General features: G+C 73.4%; 20 protein-coding genes, 2 tRNA genes and 1 pseudogene. 3 read left to right on the forward strand and 20 right to left on the reverse strand.

Features of this window, described 5'->3' with window-relative positions:
• Positions 1-12: 12 nt before the first annotated feature.
• On the reverse strand, positions 13-780 hold the full coding sequence (locus ACI78Q_RS02990) for a DUF881 domain-containing protein (RefSeq protein ID WP_456921834.1): 768 nt from the start codon (positions 778-780) through the stop codon (positions 13-15).
• A 69-nt stretch (positions 781-849) separates the two neighbouring features.
• Between ACI78Q_RS02990 and crgA the strand changes: the two genes are divergently transcribed.
• On the forward strand, positions 850-1,122 hold the full coding sequence (gene crgA, locus ACI78Q_RS02995; protein ID WP_456921835.1) for a cell division protein CrgA: 273 nt from the start codon (positions 850-852) through the stop codon (positions 1,120-1,122).
• A gap of 526 nt (positions 1,123-1,648) precedes the next feature.
• Here the strand turns inward: crgA and ACI78Q_RS03000 are convergent.
• Positions 1,649-2,806, reverse strand: a complete 1,158-nt coding sequence (locus tag ACI78Q_RS03000) for a thiolase family protein (protein WP_456921836.1) — start codon at positions 2,804-2,806, stop codon at positions 1,649-1,651.
• Between the two features lie 96 nt (positions 2,807-2,902).
• Here ACI78Q_RS03000 and ACI78Q_RS03005 point away from each other — a divergent pair, with 96 nt between their 5' ends.
• Positions 2,903-3,331: a PH domain-containing protein gene (locus tag ACI78Q_RS03005; RefSeq protein ID WP_456921837.1), complete on the forward strand. Its 429-nt coding sequence runs from the start codon at positions 2,903-2,905 to the stop codon at positions 3,329-3,331.
• On the opposite strand, the gene ACI78Q_RS03010 is transcribed toward ACI78Q_RS03005, so the two are convergent.
• From ACI78Q_RS03010 to ACI78Q_RS03060, 11 genes and pseudogenes are all read right to left on the reverse strand, one after another.
• Positions 3,328-4,086: a rhomboid family intramembrane serine protease gene (locus ACI78Q_RS03010; RefSeq protein ID WP_456921838.1), complete on the reverse strand. Its 759-nt coding sequence runs from the start codon at positions 4,084-4,086 to the stop codon at positions 3,328-3,330. The two genes, ACI78Q_RS03005 and ACI78Q_RS03010, sit on opposite strands and share 4 nt — an antisense overlap.
• A 6-nt stretch (positions 4,087-4,092) precedes the next feature.
• A pseudogene (locus ACI78Q_RS03015) lies at positions 4,093-4,221 on the reverse strand (hypothetical protein); the annotation flags it as partial.
• Complete coding sequence (locus ACI78Q_RS03020; protein ID WP_456850887.1) at positions 4,218-4,751, reverse strand: peptidylprolyl isomerase; 534 nt, start codon at positions 4,749-4,751, stop codon at positions 4,218-4,220. The pseudogene ACI78Q_RS03015 and the gene ACI78Q_RS03020, both read right to left, overlap by 4 nt.
• 107 nt (positions 4,752-4,858) lie before the next feature.
• Entirely contained in the window at positions 4,859-5,353 is a 495-nt protein-coding gene (locus ACI78Q_RS03025; protein WP_456921839.1) for a DUF1059 domain-containing protein, read from the reverse strand.
• Between the two features lie 337 nt (positions 5,354-5,690).
• Positions 5,691-5,763, reverse strand: a tRNA-Ala gene (locus ACI78Q_RS03030).
• Between the two features lie 25 nt (positions 5,764-5,788).
• Complete coding sequence (locus ACI78Q_RS03035) at positions 5,789-5,932, reverse strand: DLW-39 family protein (protein ID WP_456921840.1); 144 nt, start codon at positions 5,930-5,932, stop codon at positions 5,789-5,791.
• Positions 5,933-6,034: 102 nt separating this feature from the next.
• Positions 6,035-6,108 (reverse strand) — tRNA-Ile (locus ACI78Q_RS03040).
• A gap of 64 nt (positions 6,109-6,172) precedes the next feature.
• A complete protein-coding gene (locus ACI78Q_RS03045; RefSeq protein ID WP_456921841.1) occupies positions 6,173-6,904 on the reverse strand; it encodes a DUF3566 domain-containing protein in 732 nt (243 codons plus the stop codon).
• A gap of 171 nt (positions 6,905-7,075) precedes the next feature.
• Positions 7,076-9,544, reverse strand: a complete 2,469-nt coding sequence (gene gyrA / locus ACI78Q_RS03050; protein WP_456921842.1) for a DNA gyrase subunit A — start codon at positions 9,542-9,544, stop codon at positions 7,076-7,078.
• Positions 9,545-9,650: 106 nt separating this feature from the next.
• Complete coding sequence (gene gyrB, locus ACI78Q_RS03055; protein WP_456921843.1) at positions 9,651-11,687, reverse strand: DNA topoisomerase (ATP-hydrolyzing) subunit B; 2,037 nt, start codon at positions 11,685-11,687, stop codon at positions 9,651-9,653.
• Positions 11,688-12,050: 363 nt separating this feature from the next.
• Entirely contained in the window at positions 12,051-13,466 is a 1,416-nt protein-coding gene (locus tag ACI78Q_RS03060) for an APC family permease (RefSeq protein ID WP_456921844.1), read from the reverse strand.
• A 126-nt stretch (positions 13,467-13,592) separates the two neighbouring features.
• Here ACI78Q_RS03060 and ACI78Q_RS03065 point away from each other — a divergent pair, with 126 nt between their 5' ends.
• Positions 13,593-15,089 (forward strand): SDR family oxidoreductase, encoded by a 1,497-nt coding sequence (locus tag ACI78Q_RS03065; RefSeq protein ID WP_456921845.1) that lies wholly within the window; start codon positions 13,593-13,595, stop codon positions 15,087-15,089.
• 70 nt (positions 15,090-15,159) lie between these two features.
• On the opposite strand, the gene ACI78Q_RS03070 is transcribed toward ACI78Q_RS03065, so the two are convergent.
• The 7 genes from ACI78Q_RS03070 to dnaA all read right to left on the reverse strand — a co-directional run bounded on the left by ACI78Q_RS03070 (position 15,160) and on the right by dnaA (position 24,688).
• Positions 15,160-17,004: an ABC transporter ATP-binding protein gene (locus ACI78Q_RS03070; RefSeq protein WP_456921846.1), complete on the reverse strand. Its 1,845-nt coding sequence runs from the start codon at positions 17,002-17,004 to the stop codon at positions 15,160-15,162.
• Positions 17,001-17,945 carry a hypothetical protein gene (locus ACI78Q_RS03075; RefSeq protein ID WP_456921847.1) on the reverse strand — a complete coding sequence of 315 codons (945 nt, stop codon included), beginning with the start codon at positions 17,943-17,945 and terminating at the stop codon, positions 17,001-17,003. Before ACI78Q_RS03075 ends, ACI78Q_RS03070 begins: the two co-directional genes overlap by 4 nt.
• Before the next feature lie 42 nt (positions 17,946-17,987).
• Positions 17,988-18,488, reverse strand: a complete 501-nt coding sequence (locus ACI78Q_RS03080) for a DUF721 domain-containing protein (protein ID WP_456921848.1) — start codon at positions 18,486-18,488, stop codon at positions 17,988-17,990.
• The gene (gene recF / locus ACI78Q_RS03085; RefSeq protein ID WP_456921849.1) at positions 18,485-19,687 is read right to left on the reverse strand and encodes a DNA replication/repair protein RecF; all 1,203 of its coding nucleotides are present in this window, start codon (positions 19,685-19,687) and stop codon (positions 18,485-18,487) included. Before recF ends, ACI78Q_RS03080 begins: the two co-directional genes overlap by 4 nt.
• Positions 19,688-19,777: 90 nt before the next feature.
• Positions 19,778-20,710 (reverse strand): phosphogluconate dehydrogenase (NAD(+)-dependent, decarboxylating), encoded by a 933-nt coding sequence (gene gnd, locus ACI78Q_RS03090; protein WP_456921850.1) that lies wholly within the window; start codon positions 20,708-20,710, stop codon positions 19,778-19,780.
• 115 nt (positions 20,711-20,825) lie between these two features.
• Positions 20,826-21,986, reverse strand: a complete 1,161-nt coding sequence (gene dnaN, locus ACI78Q_RS03095) for a DNA polymerase III subunit beta (protein WP_456921851.1) — start codon at positions 21,984-21,986, stop codon at positions 20,826-20,828.
• A 917-nt stretch (positions 21,987-22,903) separates the two neighbouring features.
• A complete protein-coding gene (gene dnaA, locus ACI78Q_RS03100; RefSeq protein ID WP_456921852.1) occupies positions 22,904-24,688 on the reverse strand; it encodes a chromosomal replication initiator protein DnaA in 1,785 nt (594 codons plus the stop codon).
• Positions 24,689-25,068: the final 380 nt, after the last annotated feature.

Raw genomic sequence — 25,068 nt, forward strand, 5'->3', positions numbered from 1 at the left:
ACGGGGCCTCACTCAGTCCTCGGTGGCGGTGGCGTGCTCCATGGCCAGCGTGCCCTCGTAGGCCGGCACCGTCAGAGACGGGCGGTCGCGCACGTCGAAGCCGAGGCCGAAGTCCTCGACCGCCTGCTGGAACACCGCCACCTGCGGCGAGGCGGCCAGCTGGGCGCGGATCGCGGTGGTGTCCCCGACCGCGGTGACCACGAACGGGGGCGAGTACGTGCGGCCCTCCAGGAGCAGCACGTTGCCGACGCAGCGGACGGCGCTGGTGGCGATCAGCCGCCGGTCCATGATCGCGACGCCGTCGGCCCCGGCGGCCCACACCGCGTTCACCACCGCCTGCACGTCGGACTGGTGGATGACCACGTCGTCCGGGCGGGCGCCGATCGGCAGCGAGCCGTCCGGCCGGCGGGGCGCGTCGTCCAGGACGATCTCCACACCGCGGCCGCTGAGCGCGACCAGGCCCGCCGACAGCTCGGCGCCGTCGTCCTGGGCCTGGGCGGCGGCCACCGCGCCGTCCCGGGAGGCGGCCTGGTCGGTCAGCGCCTGCGTCTGGTCGCGCAGCGCCGCCAGCTGCTGCTGCTGGGCCCGGAGGACCTCCTCCCGGGCCCCGATCAGCGCCGACAGCTCGGTGACCTCCCCGCCGCGCAGGTCGGTGCCGCCGGCGGTCTGGCTGGAGGTGGCGAACAGCAGCCCGGCGAGGAGCGCCACGACGGGCACCAGCGCCGCCCACGCGGCGCCACGGCGGTGCCCCGGACGGGTCAGGGTGCGGGCTCCGGCCACGGTCGCAGCTTAGGCTGGAGTTCTGTCACGGCCGGCAGCGACGAACCGGCCCCGGAGGGAGTTCGCACGGTGCCCAAGTCCAAGGTGCGCAAGAAGTCGGTCTACACGCCGCCGCAGGGCACGCTGCAAGCCGGGACGCCGGCCGCACGGGCCGCCACGCCCAGCCCCCGCTGGTACGCGCCGCTGATGGTCGTCCTCATGCTGCTGGGGCTCCTGTGGATCGTCGTCTTCTACGTCGCCGGCGACCGGATCGGCGTGATGAACGGCCTCGGGCCGTGGAACTTCGCCATCGGGTTCGGCCTCATGGTCGCCGGCCTGGTGATGTCGATGCGCTGGCGCTGAAGAAGGACCCCCTCCTCCCCACCCCTGGCACGCTCGGGGCGGGCCCGGGGAGGGGGCCGCACGACCCTCACGAGGCCCTCGTCCCCACCCGGGGACGGGGGCCGTTGTCATGTGAGCGCCCGAACACCCACCGTGTTGTTCACAGGTGCCGCTGTGCACAGCCGATCGCTGCGTCCACAGGTCGACAAAGCGCGATACCCCCAGAGTTGTCCACCGTGTGTGGAGAACGGATGTTCGATCGAACTCCGCTGACCTGCGGTTTCCCCACGGGTGAGGCGGATGTGACGCGAAGGGCACCCGAGTAACTACATGCCTGTGACTCCATCCCCAGCTGTGCACACAGCTGTGGACGAATCGACTTGGCGGCAGGCTCAGGGCGGCGGCCGCACCGCGTCCCTACCCAGCGCCCGGCACTCCGACACGCGATCTGACCACGGGAGATGTCCCGGTCTCCCCGTTCCTCCACAGAGACGGCGACGGCCCCCGGTCCGCAGGGGGACCGGGGGCCGTCGTGGGGAACTGTGGATCAGGCGTCGATCAGCTCCAGGATCGTCGCGTTCGCCATCCCGCCGCCCTCGCACATCGTCTGCAGGCCGTAGCGGGTGCCCGTGGCCAGCATGCTGTGGACGAGCGTGGTCATGATGCGGGCGCCGGAGCCGCCGAGCGGGTGGCCGAGCGCGATCGCGCCGCCCCGGGGGTTGACCCGGTCCAGGTCGGCCCCGGTCTCCACCTGCCAGGCCAGCGGCACCGGCGCGAACGCCTCGTTCACCTCGAACAGGCCGATGTCGTCGATCGACAGCCCGGAGCGCTGCAGCACCTTGTGGGTGGCCGGGATCGGCGCGGTGAGCATGATGACCGGGTCGTCGCCGGCCATGACCGTGGTGTGCACGCGGACCAGCGGGCGCAGGCCGAGCTCGCGGGCCTTCTCCGAGGTGGTCACCAGCAGCGCGGCCGAGCCGTCGGAGATCTGGCTGGCGTTGCCCGCGCTGATGACGCCGTCGGCCTTGAAGGGGGTCTTCAGCGACGCCAGCCTCTCCAGCGTGCCCCCCGGCCGCACGCCCTCGTCGGCCCGCACCACGGTGCCGTCGGGGGTGGTGACCGGCGCGATCTCCTCGTCGAAGGCGCCGTCGGCCTGGGCCTTGGCGGCCTTCTCGTGGGAGGCGAGGGAGAACTCGTCGAGCCGGGTGCGGGAGAAGCCCCACCGCTCGGCGATCATCTCGGCGCCGACGCCCTGGTTGGGGGCCACGCCGTAGCGCTCCATGAACCGCGGGCCGAGGGGACGGCCGGCCGTGCCGTCGCCCACCGAGGAACCCATCGGCACCCGGCTCATCGACTCCACACCACCGGCGACGACGACGTCGGCCTGGCCGCTGACGACGCTGGCCGCCGCGAAGGCCACCGCCTGCTGGCTGGAGCCGCACTGCCGGTCGATGGTCGTGCCGGGCACCGTCTCGGGCCAGCCCGCGGCCAGCGCCGCGTTGCGGGCCACGTTGTACGTCTGCTCGCCGATCTGGCTCACGCAGCCCCAGATGACGTCGTCGACCACGGCCGGGTCGATGCCGGTGCGTGCCACCAGCGCCTCCAGCACGTGCGCTGAGAGGTCGACGGCGTGCACACCGGACAACCCCCCGCCCCGCTTGCCCACCGGGGTCCGCACGGCGGCACAGATGACGGCATCTCGCATGACCACTCCTCGTCGACGTGGGCGGCGTCACGCCCCTCCGGCGATGGTAGGACGTCCACGCACCCGCTCCGAAGGCCCGGCTGGGAGGCTGGACGGGTGCAGTGGTCCACACGGCCGGCGGAGACCGTCGCCCTCGCCGTCGCGGGGGTGGTGCTGGCCGTGCTCGCCGTGCTGCTGGACCCGGTGGGCCGGGTGCTGGTCGGCGCGGCCGCCGTCCTGCTGCTGCTCCTGGCGCTGCGCGACCGCGTGCTGCGGCCGCGGCTGGCCACCGATCCCGACGGGCTCCTCGTCCGCCGGCTGACCGGCACGCTGGAGCTGCCGTGGGCGCTGCTGCGGGTGCGGGTGCGCGAGACCCGGCGTTGGGGCGTGCGGTCGCGGCTGCTGGAGCTGGACACCGCCGTCGGCGCGGACGACGACGGGGTGCTCGTCCTGCTCGGGCGCCGCGACCTCGGCACCGACCCGGAGGACGTCGCCCGCGCCCTGCTCGAGCTGCCGCCGGCCGGCGCCGAGGCCGGCGGCCGCTAGCCCAGGACGGCGATGGTCGGCACGGTCAGCGCCACCACGACCAGGGCCGCGGCCAGGAGCATGAGCCCCAGCACCTGCAGCTCGGTCCGCCGGCGGGCCAGGACGACGATGCCGGTGGCGGCGAACCCGGCGACCAGCCCGCCGAGGTGGCCGAGCAGGGAGACGCCGGGCAGGAAGCTGATGACCACGTTGATCGCCAGCAGCGTGAGCAGGCCCCGCAGGTCCTGCCTGCGGGCGATCATCACGACCGCCAGGCCGCCCAGCAGGCCGTAGATGGCCGCCGAGGCGCCGGCGACCGCCCGCCCCGGGTCGCCGAACAGCTGCAGCGCCACCGCCCCGCCGAGCAGCGAGACGAGGTAGACGACGAGGTAGCGCCAGCGGCCGAGCTGCCGCTCCAGCTCCGAGCCGAACACCAGCAGCGCGAGCATGTTCAGCGCCAGGTGGACGAGCCCGATGTGCAGGAACGCAGCGGTGAGCAGCCGCCAGTCCTCCCCCAGCTGGACCAGGATCGGGATCTGCGCCAGCCGGGCGAACAGGGGCGAGAACTGGTTGTCCAGTGGGTTGGCCCCGACGAGACCCGCGGAGACCGCCGTCGCGACGAACATGGCCACGTTGAGCCCGATGAGGCTCACGGTGACCAGCCCGAACCGGCGGCTCGCCCGGCGCAGCAGGGGCGCCTGGCGGGGCCGGCGCACGTCGGCCTGCCCGTCGCGGACGCACTGGGGGCACTGGAACCCGACCGAGGCCGGGGTCATGCACTCCGGGCAGATCGGCCGTCCGCAGCGCGTGCAGGAGATGCGGGTCGGCCGGTCGGGGTGCCGGTAGCAGGTGGTCGTCGGGGGCGCCGGCTGCGGCTGGCCGGCGCCCCCGTCGTCGGGTCCGGTGGTCAGCTGCGCTGCACCTCGACCGACTGCAGGACGACGTCCTCGACCGGCCGGTCACCGCGGGCGGTGGGCACCTTGGCGATGCGGTCGACGACGTCGCGGCTGGCCTGGTCGGCCACCTCGCCGAAGATCGTGTGCTTGCCGGTCAGCCACGTGGTCGGGGCGACCGTGATGAAGAACTGGGAGCCGTTGGTGCCGGGGCCGGCGTTGGCCATGGCCAGCAGGTACGGCTTGGTGAAGGCCAGCTCGGGGTGGATCTCGTCGCCGAACTTGTAGCCGGGGCCACCGATGCCCTGACCGAGCGGGTCGCCGCCCTGGATCATGAAGCCGTCGATGATCCGGTGGAAGACGGTGCCGTCGTAGAGCCGGTCGGTCGTCTTCTCGCGGGTCTGCGGGTGGGTCCACTCCCGGCGGCCCTCGGCGAGGTCGGCGAAGTTCGCGACCGTCTTCGGGGCGTGGTCGGGGAACAGGTCCACGGTGATGTCGCCGTGGTTGGTGTGCAGCACGGCGCGGCGTGCGGGAGTCGATTCGGTCACGACGCCCACTCTCCCACTGGTCCGCTCCCCGCGGACCGCGGGGAGCGGACCGTGGCCCCGTGCAGGGCCCCGCCGCGGGCCCGCGAGTGGCGGGCACGGGGGTCCTCCTACATGCGCAGCACCTCGGCGACGTCGAGGTTGCGGAAGGACGCCTCGCCCTCGGTGGCCTCCTGCATCCGCTTGGCGAACTCGGCGGTCACCGGGTGCTCGGAGTTCCGCATCGCCGAGGCGTGGTCGGGGAAGGCCACGATCTCGACGTAGGTGTCGAGCCGGTCGCGGTCGGCGGCCACGATGCCCCACCGGGCGGTCGCCTCCCGGCCCATGCGCTCCCGCCACTGCTCGGCCAGCCGGCGGAACTCGTCGAGGCCGCGGGCGCGGAACTCGATGAACTGGAGGAACGAGCCCTGCTCGGCCAGCAGGGCCTCCTCGTCGCGCATCGCGGCACGGATCCCGTCGCGCAGCTCGGCGTCGTCGGTGTGCCCGTGCGCGCTGACCGCGTGGGCGACCGCGAGCTCGAGGACCTCGTCCTCCTCGCCCGAGATCTGGACGGTGCAGTCGTAGTCGCTCGGCACCGTCCGGCAGTCGATCGTCTTCCGCGCCATGGCTGCTCCTCGTCGCGAGCCCTGGCCCGCCCGGCCGGTGGGCCACGAGCGGGGCCGACAGTGACGCCGCACAGGCGCGGCGTCCAGTGACGGAGGTCCCTGCGGCCGTGGACGACCCGGGGCGGCGTCGTCGGCGTTCCGGCGTCGGCCGCTCCGGGGAGGCTCCCGTGACGTCGCTGCCCGGATCCTGGCGATCACGGTTCCCGTCGGGCTGCGGATGGCGTTCTCCGCGGGCGACGGCGCACGGGGGGCCGGACCGGACCCGGAGCCGGCCGGCGCGGCGCCGGCGGGCGTCCGTGACGCGGTGACCTCCGGCCGGCCGGCGGGGCCGGGAGCGTGGAGACGAGGGGAATCGAACCCCTAACCCCCGCCTTGCAAAGGCGGTGCTCTGCCAATTGAGCTACGTCCCCGGGACGGGGCGGGTGCCCCGGTGGGTCAGCGTGCGGTGGGGGTGCTGACCGCCTGCGGGCCGCGGGTGGCCTCGGCCCACAGGTCGGCCTCGGTCCGGCCGGCGGACCGCTTGCGGACGAGGGCCAGGGCCGCTGCCCCGGCTGCCGCCAGCGCCAGCTTCTTCAGCACGCGGTGTACCTCCTCGACGGGAGTTCCCCGGCTCCGCCCTGCGGAGTGGGCCGGCCCGTCCGGAGGACGGGCCGGGTGGCGCGCTGGGCGCCGGGACACGGGTGGGCCTGGGAGGACTTGAACCTCCGGCCTCATCCTTATCAGGGATGCGCTCTAACCGCCTGAGCTACAGGCCCGTGAACCTCGAACAGCGTACCTGGCCCGTCCGAGGCGGTCGGAGGGGGGTCGGCCCCCCTCCGCTCAGTCGCGTTCGGACAGGGTGACCTCGAGGCCGCCGACCAGGTCCGAGCACATGTTGTAGATGAACGCCGCGACCGTGCACAGCGCGGTCATGAGCACGATGTTGATCGCGCCGATGACCGCCGCCCCGCCGAACACGATGCCCGGGGTGATGACCTCGGTGCTGCCGTCGGCGCCGGAGGCGGTACCGAGCTGGCCGAAGAGGTCGTTGAGCGTGTCGAAGACGCCGAGGCCGGAGAGCACGCCGTACAGGACGCCGACGGCGACCATCCAGATGAAGAACATCGCGATGGACAGCACCAGTGAGATCTTCAGCGCCGACCAGGTGTCGATGTGCCGCAACTGCAGCCGGGCACGGCGCGGGCCGCGGGCCGGCTTCTGCTTGCCCGGCTTGCCGGCGGACCCCGTGGCGGGGGCCGCCGTCGCGGCAGCCGGGGCGGCCTTCGTCGCGACGACGCCGGTGCCGGCGCCCGTGGCCGGAGCCGGCGCGGCGGCCGGGGGCTCGGTGGCGTCCGGCGTGGCGGGCGGGACGGTGACCGGAGCCGATGCGACCGGTGCGGTGCCGTCGGCCGGGGAGACCCGCTGGGTGCCCGTGCCGGGTGCGGAGGGGGCGGCCGTGGCCGGGGACCCCCCGTCGGCGGCGGGCTGCTGGCCGGTCGGCGCCTTCGTCGACGCGGTGGCGCCCCCAGGCCGGGACCCGGTGCGCACCGAACCCTGCGTCCGGTCGCTCATGCGAGTCTCCCGTTCCCCAGCGGCCCTCGCCGCTCCCTCGTACCCGAGTGTCCCGGCTCGCGGCCAGGGGCGCCCGGGCGCCGGTCAGATCTGTGGTGGTGTGACCGGAGGAGGAGCGGCACACCGGCCCGCGGGCCCGGCCGCCGCGCCCCCTCCGTCATCACGTCCAGACTAGGCGGCTGGCTCGTCGTTGTCCGTCGTCCGCGCGATCGCCACGATCGACACGTCTTCCGGCAAGTTCATGAGCTTGACACCCATGGTGGCGCGGTCCTTGTTGTGCCGCACCCCGTTGACCGGCGTCCGGATCACCCCGCCGCCGGAGGTGATCGCGTACAGCTCGTCGCCCAGCCGCACCGCCAGGGCACCGACGAGGGAGCCCTTGCGCGCCTTGGGGTCGGCGGTGAGCACGCCCTTCCCGCCGCGGCCCTGGTTCGGGTAGTTCTCGATTCCGGTCCGCTTGGCGAAACCGCGCTCGGTGGCGACGAGGACGTCGACGCCCTCCTCGACCACGATCATCGACAGCAGCTGGTCGTCGGGGGCCAGCGAGATGCCCCGGACGCCCTCGGTCGCCCGCCCCATCGGCCGCAGCGCGGCGTCGTCGGCCTTGAACCGGATCGACATCGCCTTGCGGGTGACCAGCAGCAGGTCCTGCTCGGGGTCGATCAGCGCGGCGCCGACCAGCTCGTCGCCGTCGCGCAGGTTGATGGCGATCACGCCGCCGCTGCGCGGGGAGTCGAAGTCGGTCAGCCGGGTCTTCTTCACCTGCCCGTTGGCGGTGGCGAGCACCAGGTACGGGGCGACCGAGTAGTCCTTGATCTGCATGACCTGGGCGATCCGCTCGTCGGGCTGGAACGCCAGGATGTTGGCCACGTGCGCGCCGCGGGCGGTGCGGTTGGCCTCGGGCAGCTCGTAGGCCTTGGCCCGGTAGACCCGGCCCTTGTTGGTGAAGAACAGGATCCAGTCGTGGGTGGAGCCCACGAAGAAGTGGTCGACGATGTCGTCCTGCTTCAGGGCCGCACCCATGACGCCCTTGCCGCCACGCCGCTGCGACCGGTAGAGGTCGCTCTTGGTCCGCTTGGCGTAGCCGGTGCGGGTGATGGTGACGACGACCTCCTCCTCGGCGATGAGGTCCTCCATGGAGACGTCGCCGTCGTTGGCCACGAACTTCGTGCGCCGGTCGTCGCCGTACTTCTCCACGATCTCGGCGAGCTCGTCACGGATGATCTGCCGCTGCCGCTCGGGGGAGTCGAGGATCGCCTGCAGGTCGGCGATGCGGGCCTCGAGCTCGGCCAGCTCGTCGAGGATCCGCTGCCGCTCCAGGGCCGCCAGCCGGCGCAGCTGCATGTCGAGGATCGCGGTGGCCTGGATCTCGTCGATGTCGAGGAGGTCCATGAGGCCACCGCGGGCGGCGTCGGCCGACGGGCTGTTGCGGATCAGCGCGATGACCGCGTCGAGCTGGTCGAGGGCCTTGGCCAGACCGCGCAGGATGTGCGCGCGCTCCTCGGCCTTGCGCAGCCGGTAGCGGGTCCGCCGCTGGATGACCTCGACCTGGTGGGCCACGTAGTAGCGGATCAGCTCGTCCAGGCGCAGCGTCCGCGGGACGCCGTCGACGATGGAGAGCATGTTGCAGCCGAACGTGGTCTGCAGCTGGGTGTGCTTGTAGAGGTTGTTCAGCACGACCTTGGCGACGGCGTCCCGGCGCAGGGTGATGACCAGGCGGCGGCCGACGCGGTCGGAGGACTCGTCGGCGATCTCGCTGATGCCCTGCAGCCGGCCGTCCTTGACCGCCTCGGCGATCGCCTCGGCCAGGTTGTCGGGGTTCACCTGGTAGGGCAGCTCGGTGACGACCAGCTGCACCCTGCCCTTGGCGTCCTCCTCGACGGTGACGACCGCGCGCATGCGCACCGAGCCGCGGCCGGTGCGGTAGGCGTCCTCGATCCCCTCCCGGCCGACGATCAGGCCGGCGGTCGGGAAGTCGGGACCGGGGATGCGCTGCATGCAGGCGGTGAGCGCCTCCTCCGGCTCCGCGTCCGGGTGGTCGAGCATCCAGAACACCGCCTCCGCGACCTCGCGGAGGTTGTGCGGCGGCATGTTGGTGGCCATGCCGACGGCGATGCCGGCCGAGCCGTTGATCAGCAGGTTCGGGATGCGCCCCGGCAGGACCAGCGGCTCCTGGTTCTTGCCGTCGTAGTTGGGCTGGAAGTCGACGGTCTCCTCGTCGATGTTGGCCAGCATCTCCATGGCCAGCGGCGTCAGCCGGGCCTCGGTGTAGCGCATGGCCGCGGCCGGGTCGTTGCCCGGGGAGCCGAAGTTGCCCTGCCCGTCGATGAGCGGGTAGCGCATCGACCACGGCTGGGCCAGCCGGACGAGGGCGTCGTAGATCGCCGAGTCGCCGTGGGGGTGGTAGTTACCCATGACCTCGCCGACGACGCGGGCGCACTTGACGTAGCCGCGGTCGGGGCGGAAGCCCTGGTCGTACATCGCGTACAGCACGCGCCGGTGCACGGGCTTGAGGCCGTCACGGACCTCCGGCAGCGCGCGGCCGACGATGACCGACATCGCGTAGTCGATGTAGCTGCGCTGCATCTCCTGCTGGAGGTCGACCGGCTCGATGCGGTCGCGGGCAGGGGTCTCGGTCACGTTTCAGGTCCTCATGGGTCGGTGCGAAGGATGTGGAGTCCGCGCGGTGGCCCCGTCCAGAGGCTCGCCGCGAGCATGCGAGCGGTGAGGGGGACGGGGTCCTTCTTCAGACGTCGAGGAAGCGGACGTCCTTGGCGTTGCGGGTGATGAAGCTGCGGCGGGCCTCGACGTCCTCGCCCATGAGCACGCTGAACAGCTCGTCGGCGGTCGCGGCGTCCTCGAGGGTGACCTGCAGCAGGATGCGCGTCTCCGGGTTCATCGTGGTGTCCCACAGCTCGGTCGCGTTCATCTCGCCGAGGCCCTTGAAGCGCTGGATCGCGTCGTCCTTGGGCAGCTTGCGGCCGGCCTCGGCACCGGCCTTGAGGACGGCGTCGCGCTCCTTGTCGCTGTAGACGTACTCGTCCCCGATCTTGCCGCCCCACTTGATCTTGTACAGCGGCGGCTGGGCCAGGTAGACGTAGCCGGCCTCGACCAGCGGCCGCATGAAGCGGAACAGCAGGGTCAGCAGCAGGGTGCGGATGTGCTGGCCGTCGACGTCGGCGTCGGCCATCAGCACGATCTTGTGGTACCGCAGCTTCGAGACGTCGAACTCGTCGTGGATGCCGGTGCCGAAGGCGGTGATCATCGACTGGACCTCGGTGTTCTTGAGGACCCGGTCGATGCGCGCCTTCTCGACGTTGATGATCTTGCCGCGGATCGGCAGGATCGCCTGGAACATCGAGTCGCGGCCGGACTTCGCCGAACCACCGGCGGAGTCACCCTCGACGATGTAGATCTCCGAGGCCCGCGGGTCGGTGGAGCGGCAGTCGGCCAGCTTGCCCGGCAGCGAGTTGTTGCTCAGCAGGTTCTTGCGGGCCAGCTTGCGGGCGTCCTGCGCCGCACGCCGGGCCCGGGCCGCCGACGAGGCCTTGTTGATGATCGTCTTGGCCTCGGTCGGGTTGGCCTCGAACCAGTGCGCGATCTGCTCGTTGCAGACCTTCTGGACGAAGCCCTTGACCTCAGTGTTGCCGAGCTTGGTCTTCGTCTGGCCCTCGAACTGCGGGTCGCCGATCTTCACCGAGACGATGGCGGCCAGGCCCTCGCGGATGTCCTCACCCGTGAGCTTGTCGTCCTTGGCCTTGAAGAGCTTCTTCTCCTCGGCGTACCGGTTGACGATCGAGGTCAGCGCGGTGCGGAAGCCCTCCTCGTGGGTGCCGCCCTCGTGCGTGTTGATCGTGTTCGCGAAGGAGTAGACCGACTCGGAGTACGCGTCGGACCACTGCATCGCGACGTCGACGCTCATCCGCATGTCGTTCTTGCCGGTGCCCTCGGCGCCGAAGCTGATGATCGACCGGTGGATCGGCGTCTTCTTGGCGTTGATGTGCTTGACGTAGTCCTCGAGGCCGCCGTCGTAGCGGTAGGTGATCTCGGTGGCCTCGAACGCCTTCGCCTCGGCGCCCGGCTCGGGGGCGGCCTCGGCGAGGGTGACCTCCTCGGCCATGCCGGTCTCGGCCTTGCCGTGACCGGGCCGCTCGTCGCGCAGCACGATGGTCAGGCCCTTGTTGAGGAAGGCCATCTCCTGCAGCCGGCGGCTGATCGTGTCGAACGAGTAGGTCGTCGTCTCGAAGATGTCGCCGTCGGCCCAGAACGTCGTGGTGGTGCCGCGCCCCTTGGTGGGGCCCACCTTCTCGAGCGGGCCCGGCTTGGCCATGTCGTAGTGCTGGTACCACTCGAAGCCGTCCCGCTTGATGCGGACGTCGAGCTTCGTGGACAGCGCGTTGACGACGGTGACGCCGACGCCGTGCAGGCCGCCGGAGACCGCGTAGCTCTTGCCGTCGAACTTGCCGCCGGCGTGCAGCACGGTGAGGACGACCTCGACCGTGGGGCGCTTCTCGACCGGGTGCATGTCGACCGGGATGCCACGGCCGTTGTCCTCCACCCGGACGCCGCCGTCGGCGAGCAGGGTGACCTTCACGGTGTCGCAGTGGCCGGCGAGGGCCTCGTCGACGGAGTTGTCGACGACCTCCCACACCATGTGGTGCAGACCCCGCTCACCGGTGGAGCCGATGTACATGCCGGGGCGCTTGCGCACGGCCTCGAGGCCCTCGAGCACCGTGATCGAGCTGCCGGAGTACGCGTTGTCAGTCTGGGGTCGAGCGACCACGTGGGGCCCTTCTGTCGCGCAACCGGCGCACGGCTCCCCGGCCTCGCGGGCGGGGGGCTGGACGCGGACGGCGTCGCGCCCTGAGGGCGCAGAACGACGCTGAGCCGGTTGCTGGCGGTTTCTCGTTCCCAGGATACCGGGTGGTACGACAGGAATGCCGCCGTCCACGCCCTGAGGCGGTTCCTGCGCCACTCGCGGTTCGTTCGCCACCCCCGATGGTGGGTCCCGGGGTCGACATGCCGTCCCCGGCTGTCTGGTGACCCGACGGCGCGGCCCCCTGCAGTGCCCCCGCCGCCGGCCCCGTCCAGGGCCCCGCTCCTGGCGCGGCGTGGGTGGGGCGGAGGGGGGCGGGGGTCCCGTCTCTCAGTTGACGGGGCCGCCCTTGGTGAACCGGTCGGGGTCCAGCAACGGGACGGCGGGGCCGGTCCGGCGGTTGATGAGCACCGTGACGCCCCAGAGGACGACGCCGATGACCAGCAGCACCCCGGCGATCCGGTACTGCTCGGCGGGCCGGCCGGCCCACGGCGTGGCGAGGAAACCGCAGGCCAGGGCCCCGACGACGGGCAGCACGGTGGGAGTGCGGAAGTGGTCCTCGTCCACCTCGTCCTTGCGCAGCACCAGGACGGCGACGTTGACGACGGTGAAGACGACCAGCAGCAGCAGCGCCGTCGTCCCGCCGAGGGCCGGCACGGCGCCGACGAAGGTGATGAGGCCGAAGGCGAGCGCGGTGGTGAACAGGATCGCGGTCGTGGGGGTGCGCCGCCGCGGGTGCACCCGGCCCAGCAGCGGGGGCAGCACGTGCTGGCGGCTCATCCCGTAGACCAGCCGGCTGGCCATGAGCATGTTGATCAGCGCCGAGTTGGCGACGGCGAACATGGTGATGACGCCGAAGATGCCGATCGGGAAGCCGGGGGCGCCGGCCTGGACGACCTGCAGCAGCGGCGTGTCGCCCTCGCTGAGGTCGTCGGCCGGCACCAGCGCGATCGCCGAGATCGACACCAGCACGTAGATGAGCCCGGTCAGGCACAGGCCGGCGAGCAGCACCTTGGGGAAGATCCGCCGCGGGTGCTTGCACTCCTCGGCCATGTTGACCGAGTCCTCGAACCCGACCATCGCGAAGAAGGCCAGCCCGGTCGCCGCGATGACCCCGCCGAGCACCGAGCGCTCCCCGGTGTCGAACTCGGTCACGCGCGAGAAGTCGCCCTCCCCGATGCCCAGCGCCCAGACGCCGACCCCGATGACGATCAGCAGGCCGGAGAGCTCCACGCAGGTCAGCACCACGTTGGCCTTGACGCTCTCCCCCACGCCGCGGTGGTTGACCAGGGCGACCAGCGCCATGAACCCCAGGCCGATGAGGGTGATCCCGATGCCGTCCTCGATGTCGAGGCCCAGGACGCTCGCCGCGTTCGCGCTGAACGCCCGGGCGGCGGTGGACGCCGACGTGATGCCGGAGCTCATGACCGCGAAGGCGACCAGGAACGTGACGAAGTGGATGCCGAACGCCTTGTGCGTGTAGAGCGCCGCACCGGCCGCCTGCGGGTACTTGGTCACGAGCTCCAGGTAGCTGAAGGCGGTGACCAGCGCCACCAGGAACGCGACGAGGAACGGCAGCCACACGACACCGCCCACCTGGGCGGCGACCTGCCCGGTCAGCGCGTAGATCCCGGTGCCGAGGATGTCGCCGACGATGAACAGCAGCAGCAAGCCGGGCCCCATGACCCGCTTGAGGGTGGGCTGACCGTCCTCGGTCCGGTCGCGTGCCTCGGTGGTGTCGGCCATGAGGGGCCTCCTGCTCGGCCGGTTGTGGGTGGCGACCGCCGTTGGTCCAGGTGCTGTCGATCGTGGCGGGTGGCGGTCCCGCCCGCGACCCGAGCACGGCGCCCCGGGACGGCCGACACTCGGGGCATGGCCGAGTCCGACGCCGCGAAGACCTGCCTCGTCACCGGGGCCACCGGCTACATCGGGGGCCGGCTGGTGCCCGAGCTGCTCGCCGCCGGCCACCGGGTGCGGGTCATGACGCGCTCGCCGGAGCGGCTGCGCGACCACCCGTGGGCCGGCCGGGTGGAGGTGGCCCGCGCCGACGCCGGGGACGCCGAGGCGGTCGCGGCCGCCTGCGCCGGGGTCGACGTCGTCTACTACCTGGTCCACGCGCTGGGCAGCGGCCGGGAGTTCGAGGAGACCGACCGGCGGACGGCGGGGGTCGTGGCGCGTGCCGCCCGGGCGGCCGGGGTGGGCCGGCTGGTCTACCTGGGCGGGCTCGAGCCGGCCGACGAGGAGCTGTCCCCGCACCTGCGCTCGCGCGCGGAGGTGGCGCGGATCCTGCTCGACTCCGGCGTCCCGACCGTCGTCCTGCGGGCCGCGGTGGTGCTCGGCTCGGGCTCGGCGTCGTTCGAGATGCTGCGGTACCTGACCGAGCGGCTGCCGGTGATGGTCACGCCGCGGTGGGTGCACAGCCGCATCCAGCCGATCGCGATCCGCGACGTGCTGCGCTACCTGGTCGGCTGCGCCACCCTGCCGGCCGACGTCCACCGGTGCTTCGACATCGGCGGGCCCGACGTCATGGACTACGCCGCGATGATGCAGCGGTTCGCGGCCGTGGCCGGGCTGCCGCGGCGGCGGATCCTGCCGGTGCCGCTGTTCACCCCGTCGCTGTCCAGCCACTGGGTCGGGCTGGTCACGCCGGTGCCGGCCGGCATCGCCCGTCCGCTGGTGGAGTCCCTGCGCAACACCGTGGTCTGCCGCGAGCACGACATCGCGGCCTACGTCCCGGACCCGGCCGAGGGGCTGCTCGGCTTCGACGAGGCGGTGCGGCTGGCCATCCAGCGGGTCCGGGAGGCCGCGGTGGACACCCGCTGGTCCTCGGCGTCGGTGCCCGGGGCGCCGTCGGACCCGCTGCCCACCGACCCCGACTGGGCCGGTGGCAGCCTCTACGTCGACGAGCGCACCCGCGCGACCGACGCCGCGCCGTCCGCCCTGTGGCGGGTGGTCGAGGGGATCGGCGGCGAGAACGGCTGGTACTCGTTCCCCCTCGCCTGGGAGGTCCGCGGCTGGCTGGACCGGGCGGTCGGCGGGGTGGGACTGCGCCGGGGACGGCGCTCGCCGTCGCGGCTCTACGTCGGCGACGCCCTGGACTTCTGGCGGGTCGAGGAGATCGAGCCCGGCCGGCTGCTGCGGCTGCGCGCCGAGATGCGGGTGCCCGGGCTGGCCTGGCTGGAGTTCCACGTGGAACAGGAGGGCGGGCGCACCCGGCTGCGGCAGAAGGCCACCTTCAAGCCGAACGGGTTGTTCGGGCACGTGTACTGGTGGGCACTCGTGCCGTTCCACGGCTTCGTGTTCGGCGGCATGCTGCGCAACGTCTGCCGGGAGGCCGAGGCGCTCGGCGAGGCGCGCGCCGCGGCCTGAGCAGGTGCGCTGAGGCGGAGGTGCGCGGCCGGGAACCGGGCCTCGGCGCACCCGCTCGGCATGGCGCCGGCTACACGAGCAGCTGGGCGGCGGCGAGCTCGCGGTAGAGCGGGCTGGAGTCGACCAGCTCGGCGTGCGTGCCCCGGGCGACCACACGGCCGCCGTCGAGCACCACGATCTGGTCGCTGTCCAGCACCGTCGACAGCCGGTGGGCCACGACGAGCAGCGCGCGGTCCTCGGCCGCCGCGGCGAGGGTCTGCCGCAGCAGCTGCTCGTTGCGGGCGTCGAGGCTGGCGGTCGGCTCGTCGAGCAGCAGCAGCGCCGGCCGGGCCAGCAGCGAGCGGGCGATCGCCAGCCGCTGCCGCTCCCCACCCGAGAGCAGCACGCCCTCGTCCCCCACCGGGACGTCGAGCCCGCGCGGCGAGCGCTGCACCACGTCGGTGAGCCCGACGTCGGCCAGCACCGCCCACAGCTCCGGGTCGGTGGCGTCCGGGGCGGCCAGCAGCAGGTTGTCGCGCACCGAGCCGGCCAGCACCGGGGCCTCCTGCTCGACGTAGCCCAGCCGCGCCCGCAGCCCGGCCCGTGGCAGGTCGCGCACGTCGGTGCCGGCCCACCGGATCGCCCCACCGGTCAGCGGGTAGAAGCCCTCGACCAGCGCCAGCACCGTCGACTTGCCCGCGCCCGACGGCCCGACCAGCGCCACCCGGCTGCCGGCCGGCACCGCCAGCGACACCCCGCGCAGCACCTCGGTGCCGTCCGCGTAGGCGAAGGAGACGTCGTCCAGCTCGAGCAGCGGCACCTCCCGGGACGGCGGCCCCGGCGGGACCGCGACGGCGGCACCGCCCCGCTCCGGCCGGGCGTCCTCCTCCGGCGCCAGGCCGAGCACCTCCTGGATGCGGGCGAGCGCGCCCAGGCCGGTCTGCAGCTGGGTCCACGCCCCGATCGCCTGGCCCAGCGGCATGACCAGCAGGAACAGGTACAGGACGAACGCGACCAGGTCGGCGACGGCGATCGAGCCCGCGGCCACCCGGTATCCGCCGAGCCCCAGGACGGCGAGGAACGCACCCTGGACCGCGATCGAGCCCGCCGGGGAGACCAGCGCCTCCAGCCGGGCCACCCGCACCCCGGCCGCGTGGGCCCGGCCCGCGCCGGCGCCGACGACGTCGACCTCGCGGGTGGTGGCGCCGCTCGCACGGATGGTGCGGACCGCCGACAGGGCCCGCTCCACCGCGGCGCTCATCGCGCCGACCTCCTCCTGCGCCTGCCGCGACAGCCGGCGCACGCCCCGGGTCACCGAGGCGACGACGGCCACGCCGACGGCGACCGCGACGACGGTGACCAGCAGCAGCCAGCCGTCGACCAGCGCCATCGCCACGAGGGCACCGACGCCGACCACGACCGACCCGGCGATGTCGACGACGCCGGAGGTGACGGTGGCGCGCAGGAGCGTGGTGTCCGCTCCCACCCGCGACATGAGGTCCCCGGTGCGCCGCCGGTCGTACTCGGCGATCGGCAGCCGCAGCAGCCGGTCGGCCACCGTCCGGCGGGTGGTGAGCACCACGCCCTCGGCGGTGCGCTGGAGCAGGTACTGCTGGAACGCCGACAGCGCCGAGGCGGCCACGAGGACGAGGACCAGCGTGACCACCGCGGGCAGCAGCGCCCGGCCGGCCCCGACCGCCTCGATGACCCGCGCCACCAGCGCCGGCTGGGCCAGCGCGCCGGCGGCCGCCACCAGGGACAGCGCGGCGGCGCCGAGCAGCGGTCCGCGGTGCGGGCGCAGCAGTGGGAGCAGCTCCCGCACCCCCGCCGCCGGGGCCGCCACCTGGCCGGGATCGGCGGCGGCTCCCGTGGCCGGATCGGCGGCCGGTTCCGCGCCGGGAGCGGCGGCCTGCGCGGCGCCGGCGGCGTCGCTCACGAGCCGGCGGTGAGGGCGCCGACGATCGCGGTCAGCAGGCGTGCGTGGTGCTCGATGAGCTCGGGCCGGTGGCCGTCGGGCCGGATCGCGGCGACGAAGCCGCCCTCCCAGGCGGCGCCCTGACCGGGCGACGTCCAGAACTCGTCACCGTCGTCGGTGTTGAGCAGCAGGCCGCGCACCGTCGCGTCCGCCACCAGCCGGCGGGTCACCGGACCGTCCTCGGCGGCCAGCAGCACCCACCGCGCGTCGAACTCCGGGTCGCCGCTCGGCACCTGCACCAGGCCGCCGGTGCGGTGCTTCCAGAAGCGGGCGGGCGAGAGCCGCAGCGACGGGACGGGGACGAGCACCGGCGCGGCGGTGACCGCGTACTCCGGCACCGCGTACCGGCCCGAGGCGTACAGGACGTCGAACGCGACGAGCTCGGTGGAGCCGTAGCGGCCGCGCATCACCCCGGCCGGCCGGTGGTCCTTGGTCGCCCGGACCGGCGCGGAGGCGACCAGCCCGGCGAGGGCGGCGTCCTCGGGGCCGGTGCCGTCGGAGATCGCCCAGCCGTGCTGGACCGCCCAGCCCTGCGCACCGACCGGATCGCCCTGGTAGGCGAAGACCCGTTCCACCTCGCCGGGCTGCCGCGGCCGCCGGCTGCCGAACAGGCCCCCGCGCGCCGGCTGGTCCACCGGTGGCGGACCCCACGGCGTCCGGTCGTCGTCCGGCGGGACGGGGGCGGAGGCGCCGGAGGGAGCCGGCCGGGCCGGCTCCGCGGCCGGCAGGTCCCAGCCCGGCGGCTGCCAGGGGGCGCCGTCGTCCGGCGACTGCGCGGGACCGTCGGCCGGCCGCCCGGGGGACCGTGCGGCGTCCCCCTCGCCCAGGTGGGACGGCTCCCGCCAGCCGCTGCCGTCGTCGTGCCGGTCGTCGAAGCCGTCGCGGTCGCGCGGGCTGCTCATCGCTGCATCGTCCTCCCGGAGCGGCCCGCCTCGGACCGGCTCCTATCCGTACGTGTCCCGGGGCCCCCGCCCGCGGACCGACCGCGGGCCCTTCTTCCAGCTCGGGGCCGTCGGTCCGACAACGCGCAGGCGGGTCACGACGTCCCCGCCCACCGAGGCGCGCAGCCGGCCGAGGATCGTCGGGGCGAGCAGCCGCAGCTGGGTCGCCCACGCGGTGGACTCGGCGACGACCAGCAGCTCACCCTCCGTGAGGGTCTGCGGGGTGCAGTGCGCGGCGATGTCCGGCCCGACCAGCGCCGACCAGCGGCCGAAGACGGCGCCGACCTTGGTGTGGGCGCTCCAGTCCTGCGCGGTGACCAGCGAGTCGACCAGCCGGCCCAGCGGCTGCGGGTCGTCGTCCCCCGGCCGGGGGCCGGTCCAGGCCCGGCGCGGCCCGGCGATCCGCCGCCGCGTCGGGCGAGGCCGGGCGGCCGAGGCAGCGCGCGCGGCCTCCAGCGCCGCGCGGGCGATGTCGCTGGGCCGGGACGGCGGGTCAGCGGTCACCGGACCTCCTCCTCGAGCACCGCGGCGTCCACGGCCCCATCCTCGGCGGCCCCGGCGGCCAGCGGAACCACCTGCCCACCGGCGACCTGCACGACCGTGCCGCGCAGCTCGGCAGGGACGTCGTCGAGCACCGCGGCGGTGATGAGCGTCTGCTCCGCGGACCGGGCGACCGCGGCCAGCGCCGCACGCCGGTCGGCGTCCAGGGTGGCGAAGACGTCGTCCAGCACGAGCACCGGCTCCTCGCCGTCGGCCCGCAGCAGCTCGAAGCAGCCGAGCTTGAGGGCCAGCGCCAGCGACCAGGACTCCCCGTGGCTGGCGAACCCCTTGGCCGGCAGGGTGCCGAGGGAGAGGACGAGGTCGTCGCGGTGCGGCCCGACCAGGGTCATCCCCCGGTCCACCTCCTCGCCGCGCCGCTCGGCGACCCGCTCCCGCAGCGCCGTGCTGAGCTCGGCCGCGTCGGGCAGCCGCGCCCCCTCGGCCGGCGGGGTGCCGTCACCGGCCAGCGGCACGGTGCTGGCGTAGCCCAGCGCCGCCACCGCGGCGTCGGCCCCGGCCACCCCGGCGTAGGCGCGGGCCACGTGCGGACCGAGATCGGCGACCAGCCGCAGGCGGGCAGCCAGCAGCTGACCCCCGAGGTCGATCAGGTGACCGTCCCAGACGTCGAGGGTCGCGAGGGCGTTGCCGCGGGCCAGCCGCGCGGTCTTGAGCAGGGCGTTGCGCTGCTTGAGCACCCGGTCGTAGTCACTGCGCACACCGGCCAGCCGCGGCGTCCGGCTGACCAGCAGGTCGTCGAGGAACCGGCGCCGCTCGGCGGGGTCGCCCCGGACCAGCACGAGGTCCTCCGGGGCGAACAGGACCGACTTGACCAGGCCCAGCAGCTCGCGTGGCCGGGGCAGCGGCGCCCGGTTGACCCGGACGCGGTTGGCCCGGCCGGGGTTGATCTCGATCTCGACGAGCAGTTCACGGTCCTCGCGGCGCAGCGCCGCGCGCACCACCGCCTGCGCGGCGCCCTGGCGGACCAGGGGTGCGTCCGAGGAGACCCGGTGGCTGCTCATCGTGGCCAGGTAGCCGACCGCCTCGACCAGGTTGGTCTTGCCCTCGCCGTTGCGGCCGACGACGACCGTCGGCCCGGGGCGCAGGGCGAGGTCCACGCGGTCCCAGTTGCGGAACGAGCCGAGCTGCAGGTGGCGCAGGTACACCTCAGCGTCCCCGTGGTGAGGCGCTGGAACGGCCCCCCTGCAGGGCCCCGCCGCGAGCCTGCGAGTGGTGGGGGGCAGGGGGGTCCTCTCTCATGCCGGGCGCTCGGCCTCCTGCGCCTGCACCGCGTGCACGGCGTGCCCGCCGAACTGCTGGCGCAGCGCGGCGACGGCCTTCATCGTCGGCGAGTCCTCCTGGCGCGAGGAGAAGCGGGCGAACAGCGAGGCGGCGATCGTCGGCATGGGGACGGCGTTCTCGATGGCCTGCTCGACGGTCCAGCGGCCCTCGCCGGAGTCCTCCGCGTAGCCCTTGATGCGGTCGAGCTCCGGGTCCTCATCCAGGGCGCGGACCAGCAGGTCCAGCAGCCAGGAGCGGATGACGGTGCCCTGGGTCCAGGACTTGACCACGCCGGGGACGTCCTCGATGAGGTCGACGGCGGCCAGCAGCTCGTAGCCCTCGCCGTAGGCCTGCATCATCGCGTACTCGATGCCGTTGTGGACCATCTTCGAGAAGTGGCCGGCGCCCACCGGGCCGGCGTGCACGAAGCCCGCGCCCGGCAGCTCCTGGCCCGACGCGTCCTTCGGCGCCGGCGGCTTGAGGGCGTCGAAGACCGGCTGCACCTTGGCGACGTCGTCCTTCGTGCCGCCGACCATCAGCGCGTAGCCGTTCTCCAGACCCCACACCCCACCGGAGACGCCGGCGTCGACGTAGCCGATGCCCTTCTCGCGGCACAGCACGTCGTGGACCTGGTCGTCGGTGTACTTCGAGTTGCCGCCGTCGACGATCACGTCGCCGGGGCTCAGCAGCTCGGCCAGTTCCTTCACCGTCGCCTTGGTGGGCTCACCCGCCGGCACCATCACCCACACCACGCGCGGTGCCGACAGCGCCTCCACCAGGGCGGGCAGGCTGTCGACGTCCCGCCTGTCCGGGTGGTGGTCGAAGCCGACGACCTCGTGGCCGGCGCGGCGCAGCCGCTCGCGCATGTTGCCGCCCATCTTGCCCAGCCCGATCAGCCCCAGCTGCACGACGACGTCCTCTCCTCGAGATAGAAGGACCCTCCTGCCCCCCACCACTCGCAGGCTCGTGGCGGGACCCTGCAGGAGAGCCTGCCTCGGCACCGGCCGGGGCGCGACTGGTTCCTCAGCCGGGCAGGCGCACCGGCATGATCAGGTAGCGGTAGCTGCCGGGGCGCTCGGCCGCCGCGGCGGCGCCGTCGTCGTCGGCCGCCGGCTCCTCCACCCCGGAGAGGACGGCGGGCTTGAGCGGGCTGGTGAAGTCCATCCGCGCCCGCGGCGTGTGCACCGCGGCCAGCCCGTCGAGCAGGAACGTCGGGTTGAAGCCGATGGTCAGCGGCTCGCCGTCGAACTCGACGTCGCAGCGCTCCTCGGCCTGCCCCTCGTCGTCACTGCCGCCGGCCCGCAGGGTGACCTGACCCGGCGTGAACTCGCAGCGCAGCGGCGTGCCCCGCTCGGCGACGAGGGCGACGCGCTTGGCGGCGTCGGTGAACAGGCCCACCGGGAGCACCGCGTTGGCGTGCGACTCGTTGGGCATGATCGCGCGGTACTTGACGAACTCGGCGTCCAGCAGCCGCGTCGTGGTCTGCCGGTCCTTGCCCGAGAGGCCGAGGATGCCCTCCCCCGAGCTGCCCGAGGACAGCGACAGGGTGATCTCCGGGCCGCTGGTCAGCGTCTTCGCCGCGTCGGCCAGCGTGCGGGCGGGGACGAGCACCGCCGCGGACAGCCCCGGGGACTCCGGGCGCCAGGCGAACTCACGGACCGCCAGCCGGTAGCGGTCGGTCGCCGCGAGGGTGACCAGGTCGTCGTCGATCTCCAGCCGGACGCCGGTGAGCATCGGCAGGGTGTCGTCGCGGCCGGCGGCGACGGCGACCTGCCCGACCGCCTCGGCGAAGACGTCGCTGTCCACCACACCGGCCGAGGACGGCATCGACGGCAGGGAGGGGTAGTCCTCCACCGGCAGCGTCGGCAGGCTGAACCGCGCGTTGCCACAGGCGATGGACAGCCGCGGCCCCTCGGCGGTGATGTCGACCGGGTGCGGCGGCAGCGCCCGGGTGATCTCCGCCAGCAGCCGGCCGGGCACGAGGGTGCGGCCGCTCTCGGTGGCCTGCACGTCGACCTCCGCGCGCGCGGAGACCTCGTAGTCGAACCCGCTCACCGACAGCTGGCTGCCGTCGACCTCGAGCAGGATGCCGGCCAGCACCGGCACCGACGGCCGGGGCGGCAGGCTGCGCGCCGTCCATGCGACGGCATCGGCGAGCACCTCACGTGCCACCCGGAACTTCATGACCTGATCCACCCCAGCTCTGTCCGTGCTGCTCCTACTGCGGTGCTCATCGTGCCTTGTACTCCTGACTTGCGGGTGACCGCTGCCCCGATCAGGTGCGCTCCAGCCCCTGCAGACCCTGCTTCCCCACCCTGAATGTGGTTCGAGAACTCATCGAGAGAACTCCCTCATCCTCGTCATCACTGGTGTGGAAGCTGGGGATCGAGCACTTCTGCCCAGGTCAGGGCCGAAGTCGACATGTTGGCCGACTGTGGGTGCAGCAGCGTCATCTGTTGTCGACACGTGGACATCTCGACGACTGTGCACACCGACCGTCGTCTCTCCACCTGCTGTCCCCTGGTTCCCCCAGTGCCCGTCCCCAGGTGCTGTGCACGACGCCGGCCCCACCGACGCGGCCGATCCGGGACCTGACGGAGGCCGGTCGCATACCAGCAGGTCAAGGACGTGCGGGTGACGGGAGGACGACGAACCGACGACGGCACGCCCACGGACCGGCGTCACGACGCGTGAGGTCCTCCCTACGAGATACCCCCAGACTGTGCACATCCCTGGGGACAGCTCGTCGACGAGTCGACCGGCGCCCGGCCGGTCACCGCGGCATCCCGGGCGCAGACGTGCCCTGACGCCATGCACACGCTTGTGCACAGGTGTGGAGAAGTCGACCGTGCTGACCGTCGTGACACGGCGGTCCTCCGGACCGCACCGCGGCCAACGAGGGTTCCCGGCCGCCGTGGAGCCCCACCCGTGTCCTGGCCGGGAGACCCCTCCGGGCCTCCGCGACCGGTCCACTCCCCGCCGGCTGCCGTTCCCGGCCCGGTGCCCGGCTCACCACGGCCAGCGGCCTCACCCGGCGCCCCTCACCCGGCGTCCCCGGCCGCGCCCGAGCGGCCTCCGACCGGCGGCGGTCCCCGGCGGGGTTACTGGCGGGCGCGGCTCTTGATGCGGGCGGTCAGCTCGGTGACCTGGGTGTACGTGGCCCGGCGCTCGCTCATCAGGTTGGTGATCTTCTTCACCGCGTGCATGACCGTGGTGTGGTCCTTGCCGCCGAAGGAGGCACCGATCCGCGGCAGGGACAGCTCGGTGAGCTCCCGGCACAGGTACATCGCGATCTGCCGGGCGTTGACCAGCGTGCGGCTGCGGTTGGAGCCCTGCAGCTCCTCCATCGTCACGGAGAAGTACTCCGCGGTCGCGGCCATGATGATCGCCGCGGTGATCTGCGGGCCCTGCTCGTCGCTGATGAGGTCCTTGAGCACCAGCTCGGCCAGCGGCAGGTCCACCTGCTGCTTGTTCAGCGACGCGAACGCCGTCACCCGGATCAGCGCGCCCTCGAGCTCGCGGATGTTGGTCTGCACCTTGCTGGCGATGAACTCCAGCACCGGGTCGGGCACCTGGAGCCGCTCGCCGTAGGCCTTCTTCCGCAGGATCGCGATGCGGGTCTCCAGGTCCGGCGCCTGGACGTCGGTGATGAGGCCCCACTCGAAGCGGGTCCGCAGCCGGTCCTCCAGCGTGGTCAGCTTCTTCGGCGCCCGGTCGGAGGTGATGACGATCTGCTTGCTGGCGTTGTGCAGCGTGTTGAAGGTGTGGAAGAACTCCTCCTGCGTCCGCTCGGCACGCTCCAGGAACTGGATGTCGTCGATGAGCAGGAAGTCGATGTCCCGGTAGCGACGGCGGAAGTCCTCGGCCCGGCCGGAGTGCACCAGGTTGATGAACTCGTTGGTGAACTCCTCGGTGCTCACGTACCGCACCCGCACGTTGGGGAACATCCGCGCCGCGTAGTGCCCGATCGCGTGCAGCAGGTGGGTCTTGCCCAGCCCGGAGTCGCCGTAGATGAACAGCGGGTTGTAGGCCCGCGCCGGTGCCTCGGCCACCGCGACCGCCGCGGCGTGGGCGAACCGGTTGCTGTTGCCGATGACGAAACTGTCGAAGACGTACTTGGGGTTCAGCCCCGGGTCCTGGGCACCGGCCGGCGCGCGACGGTCCCCGAACAGCGGGACGGCGTCGCCTCCGCGCCCACCCGCTCCGCGGCCCTCACCGCGGCGGCCGCGACCGCTCGCCGACGGTGCGTCGTCGTCCCGGCCGGTGGGCTCGAGGTCGAAGGGCAGGACGGCGGCGCCGTCCTCGTCCACGTCCCCGCCGCCCCAGTCACGGTCGGCACCCCGGGTGCCGCGGCCGGCGGCCCGGCGCGTCGGGGGGCTCCAGTCGGTGGCCGGCCGGTCCTCCTCGTCCCGCTCGGGCGCGGGCCGCTCCGGGAGACCGGGGCGCTCGGCCGCGTCGCGCTCCCAGGTCAGGGGGCGCGTGACGTCGGCCCGGACGCCGAAGGCGCTGCGCCCGTCGTCGGTGCGGTCGCGGGTCTCGCGGTCCTCCTCGGCGCGCTGGGCCTCGACGGCGGACCACGGCCGCCGGGTCGGGACCTCCGGGCGCGGCTCCTCCTCGGGCTGGGCCGGGGTGTCCTCCACCTGGACGGCGACGCGGATGTCGCGACCGAGCTGCTCGGACAGCGCCTCGGCCAGCACCCGCCGCATGCGCGACTCGAGCACGGTCTGGGTGAACTCGTTGGGCGCCGACAGCACCGCGGTGTCCTCGAACACCCCGACCGGCCGGGTCAGGTTCAGCATCGCGTTCTGCTGCGGGGACAGACTCGTCGCCAGCCGCTCGCGGATCTGGTCCCAGACCGTCGCCAGGTCCACCGTGGCATCGGCCATGACCGTGTCCTCCCCAAACCGTGTGTTCGTCGCCACTGCCGCGGGGTGCGCACCGCCGCGCCCGATCCCTCGGCAGTTCCCCGCTGTGGACAGCCGGACACACGGTGTCCACACCGTCGTCCACAGGCTGTGCACGGTCGACGACGCGCTCGTCGGGCATCCGCTCGCGCGGGCCGGTCAGGGACGTCGTCGCTGGTCGGGGAGGGGGTCGAGAGGTTGTTCGAGGAGCGCGGTGGTCGGTCGACCCAGCGGGGCGGCCCCGGTACCGGACGCGGTTGTCCGGTGTGGAGCGACGGCGACGCTAACAGCCTCGTCCACAGCCGGGCAACGAGACCGGCGGCGCCGCGCGGCGCGGCGCGGGGCGTGTCGCCGGGAACCCG

It is taken from the genome of Geodermatophilus sp. SYSU D00705 (assembly GCF_054050135.1).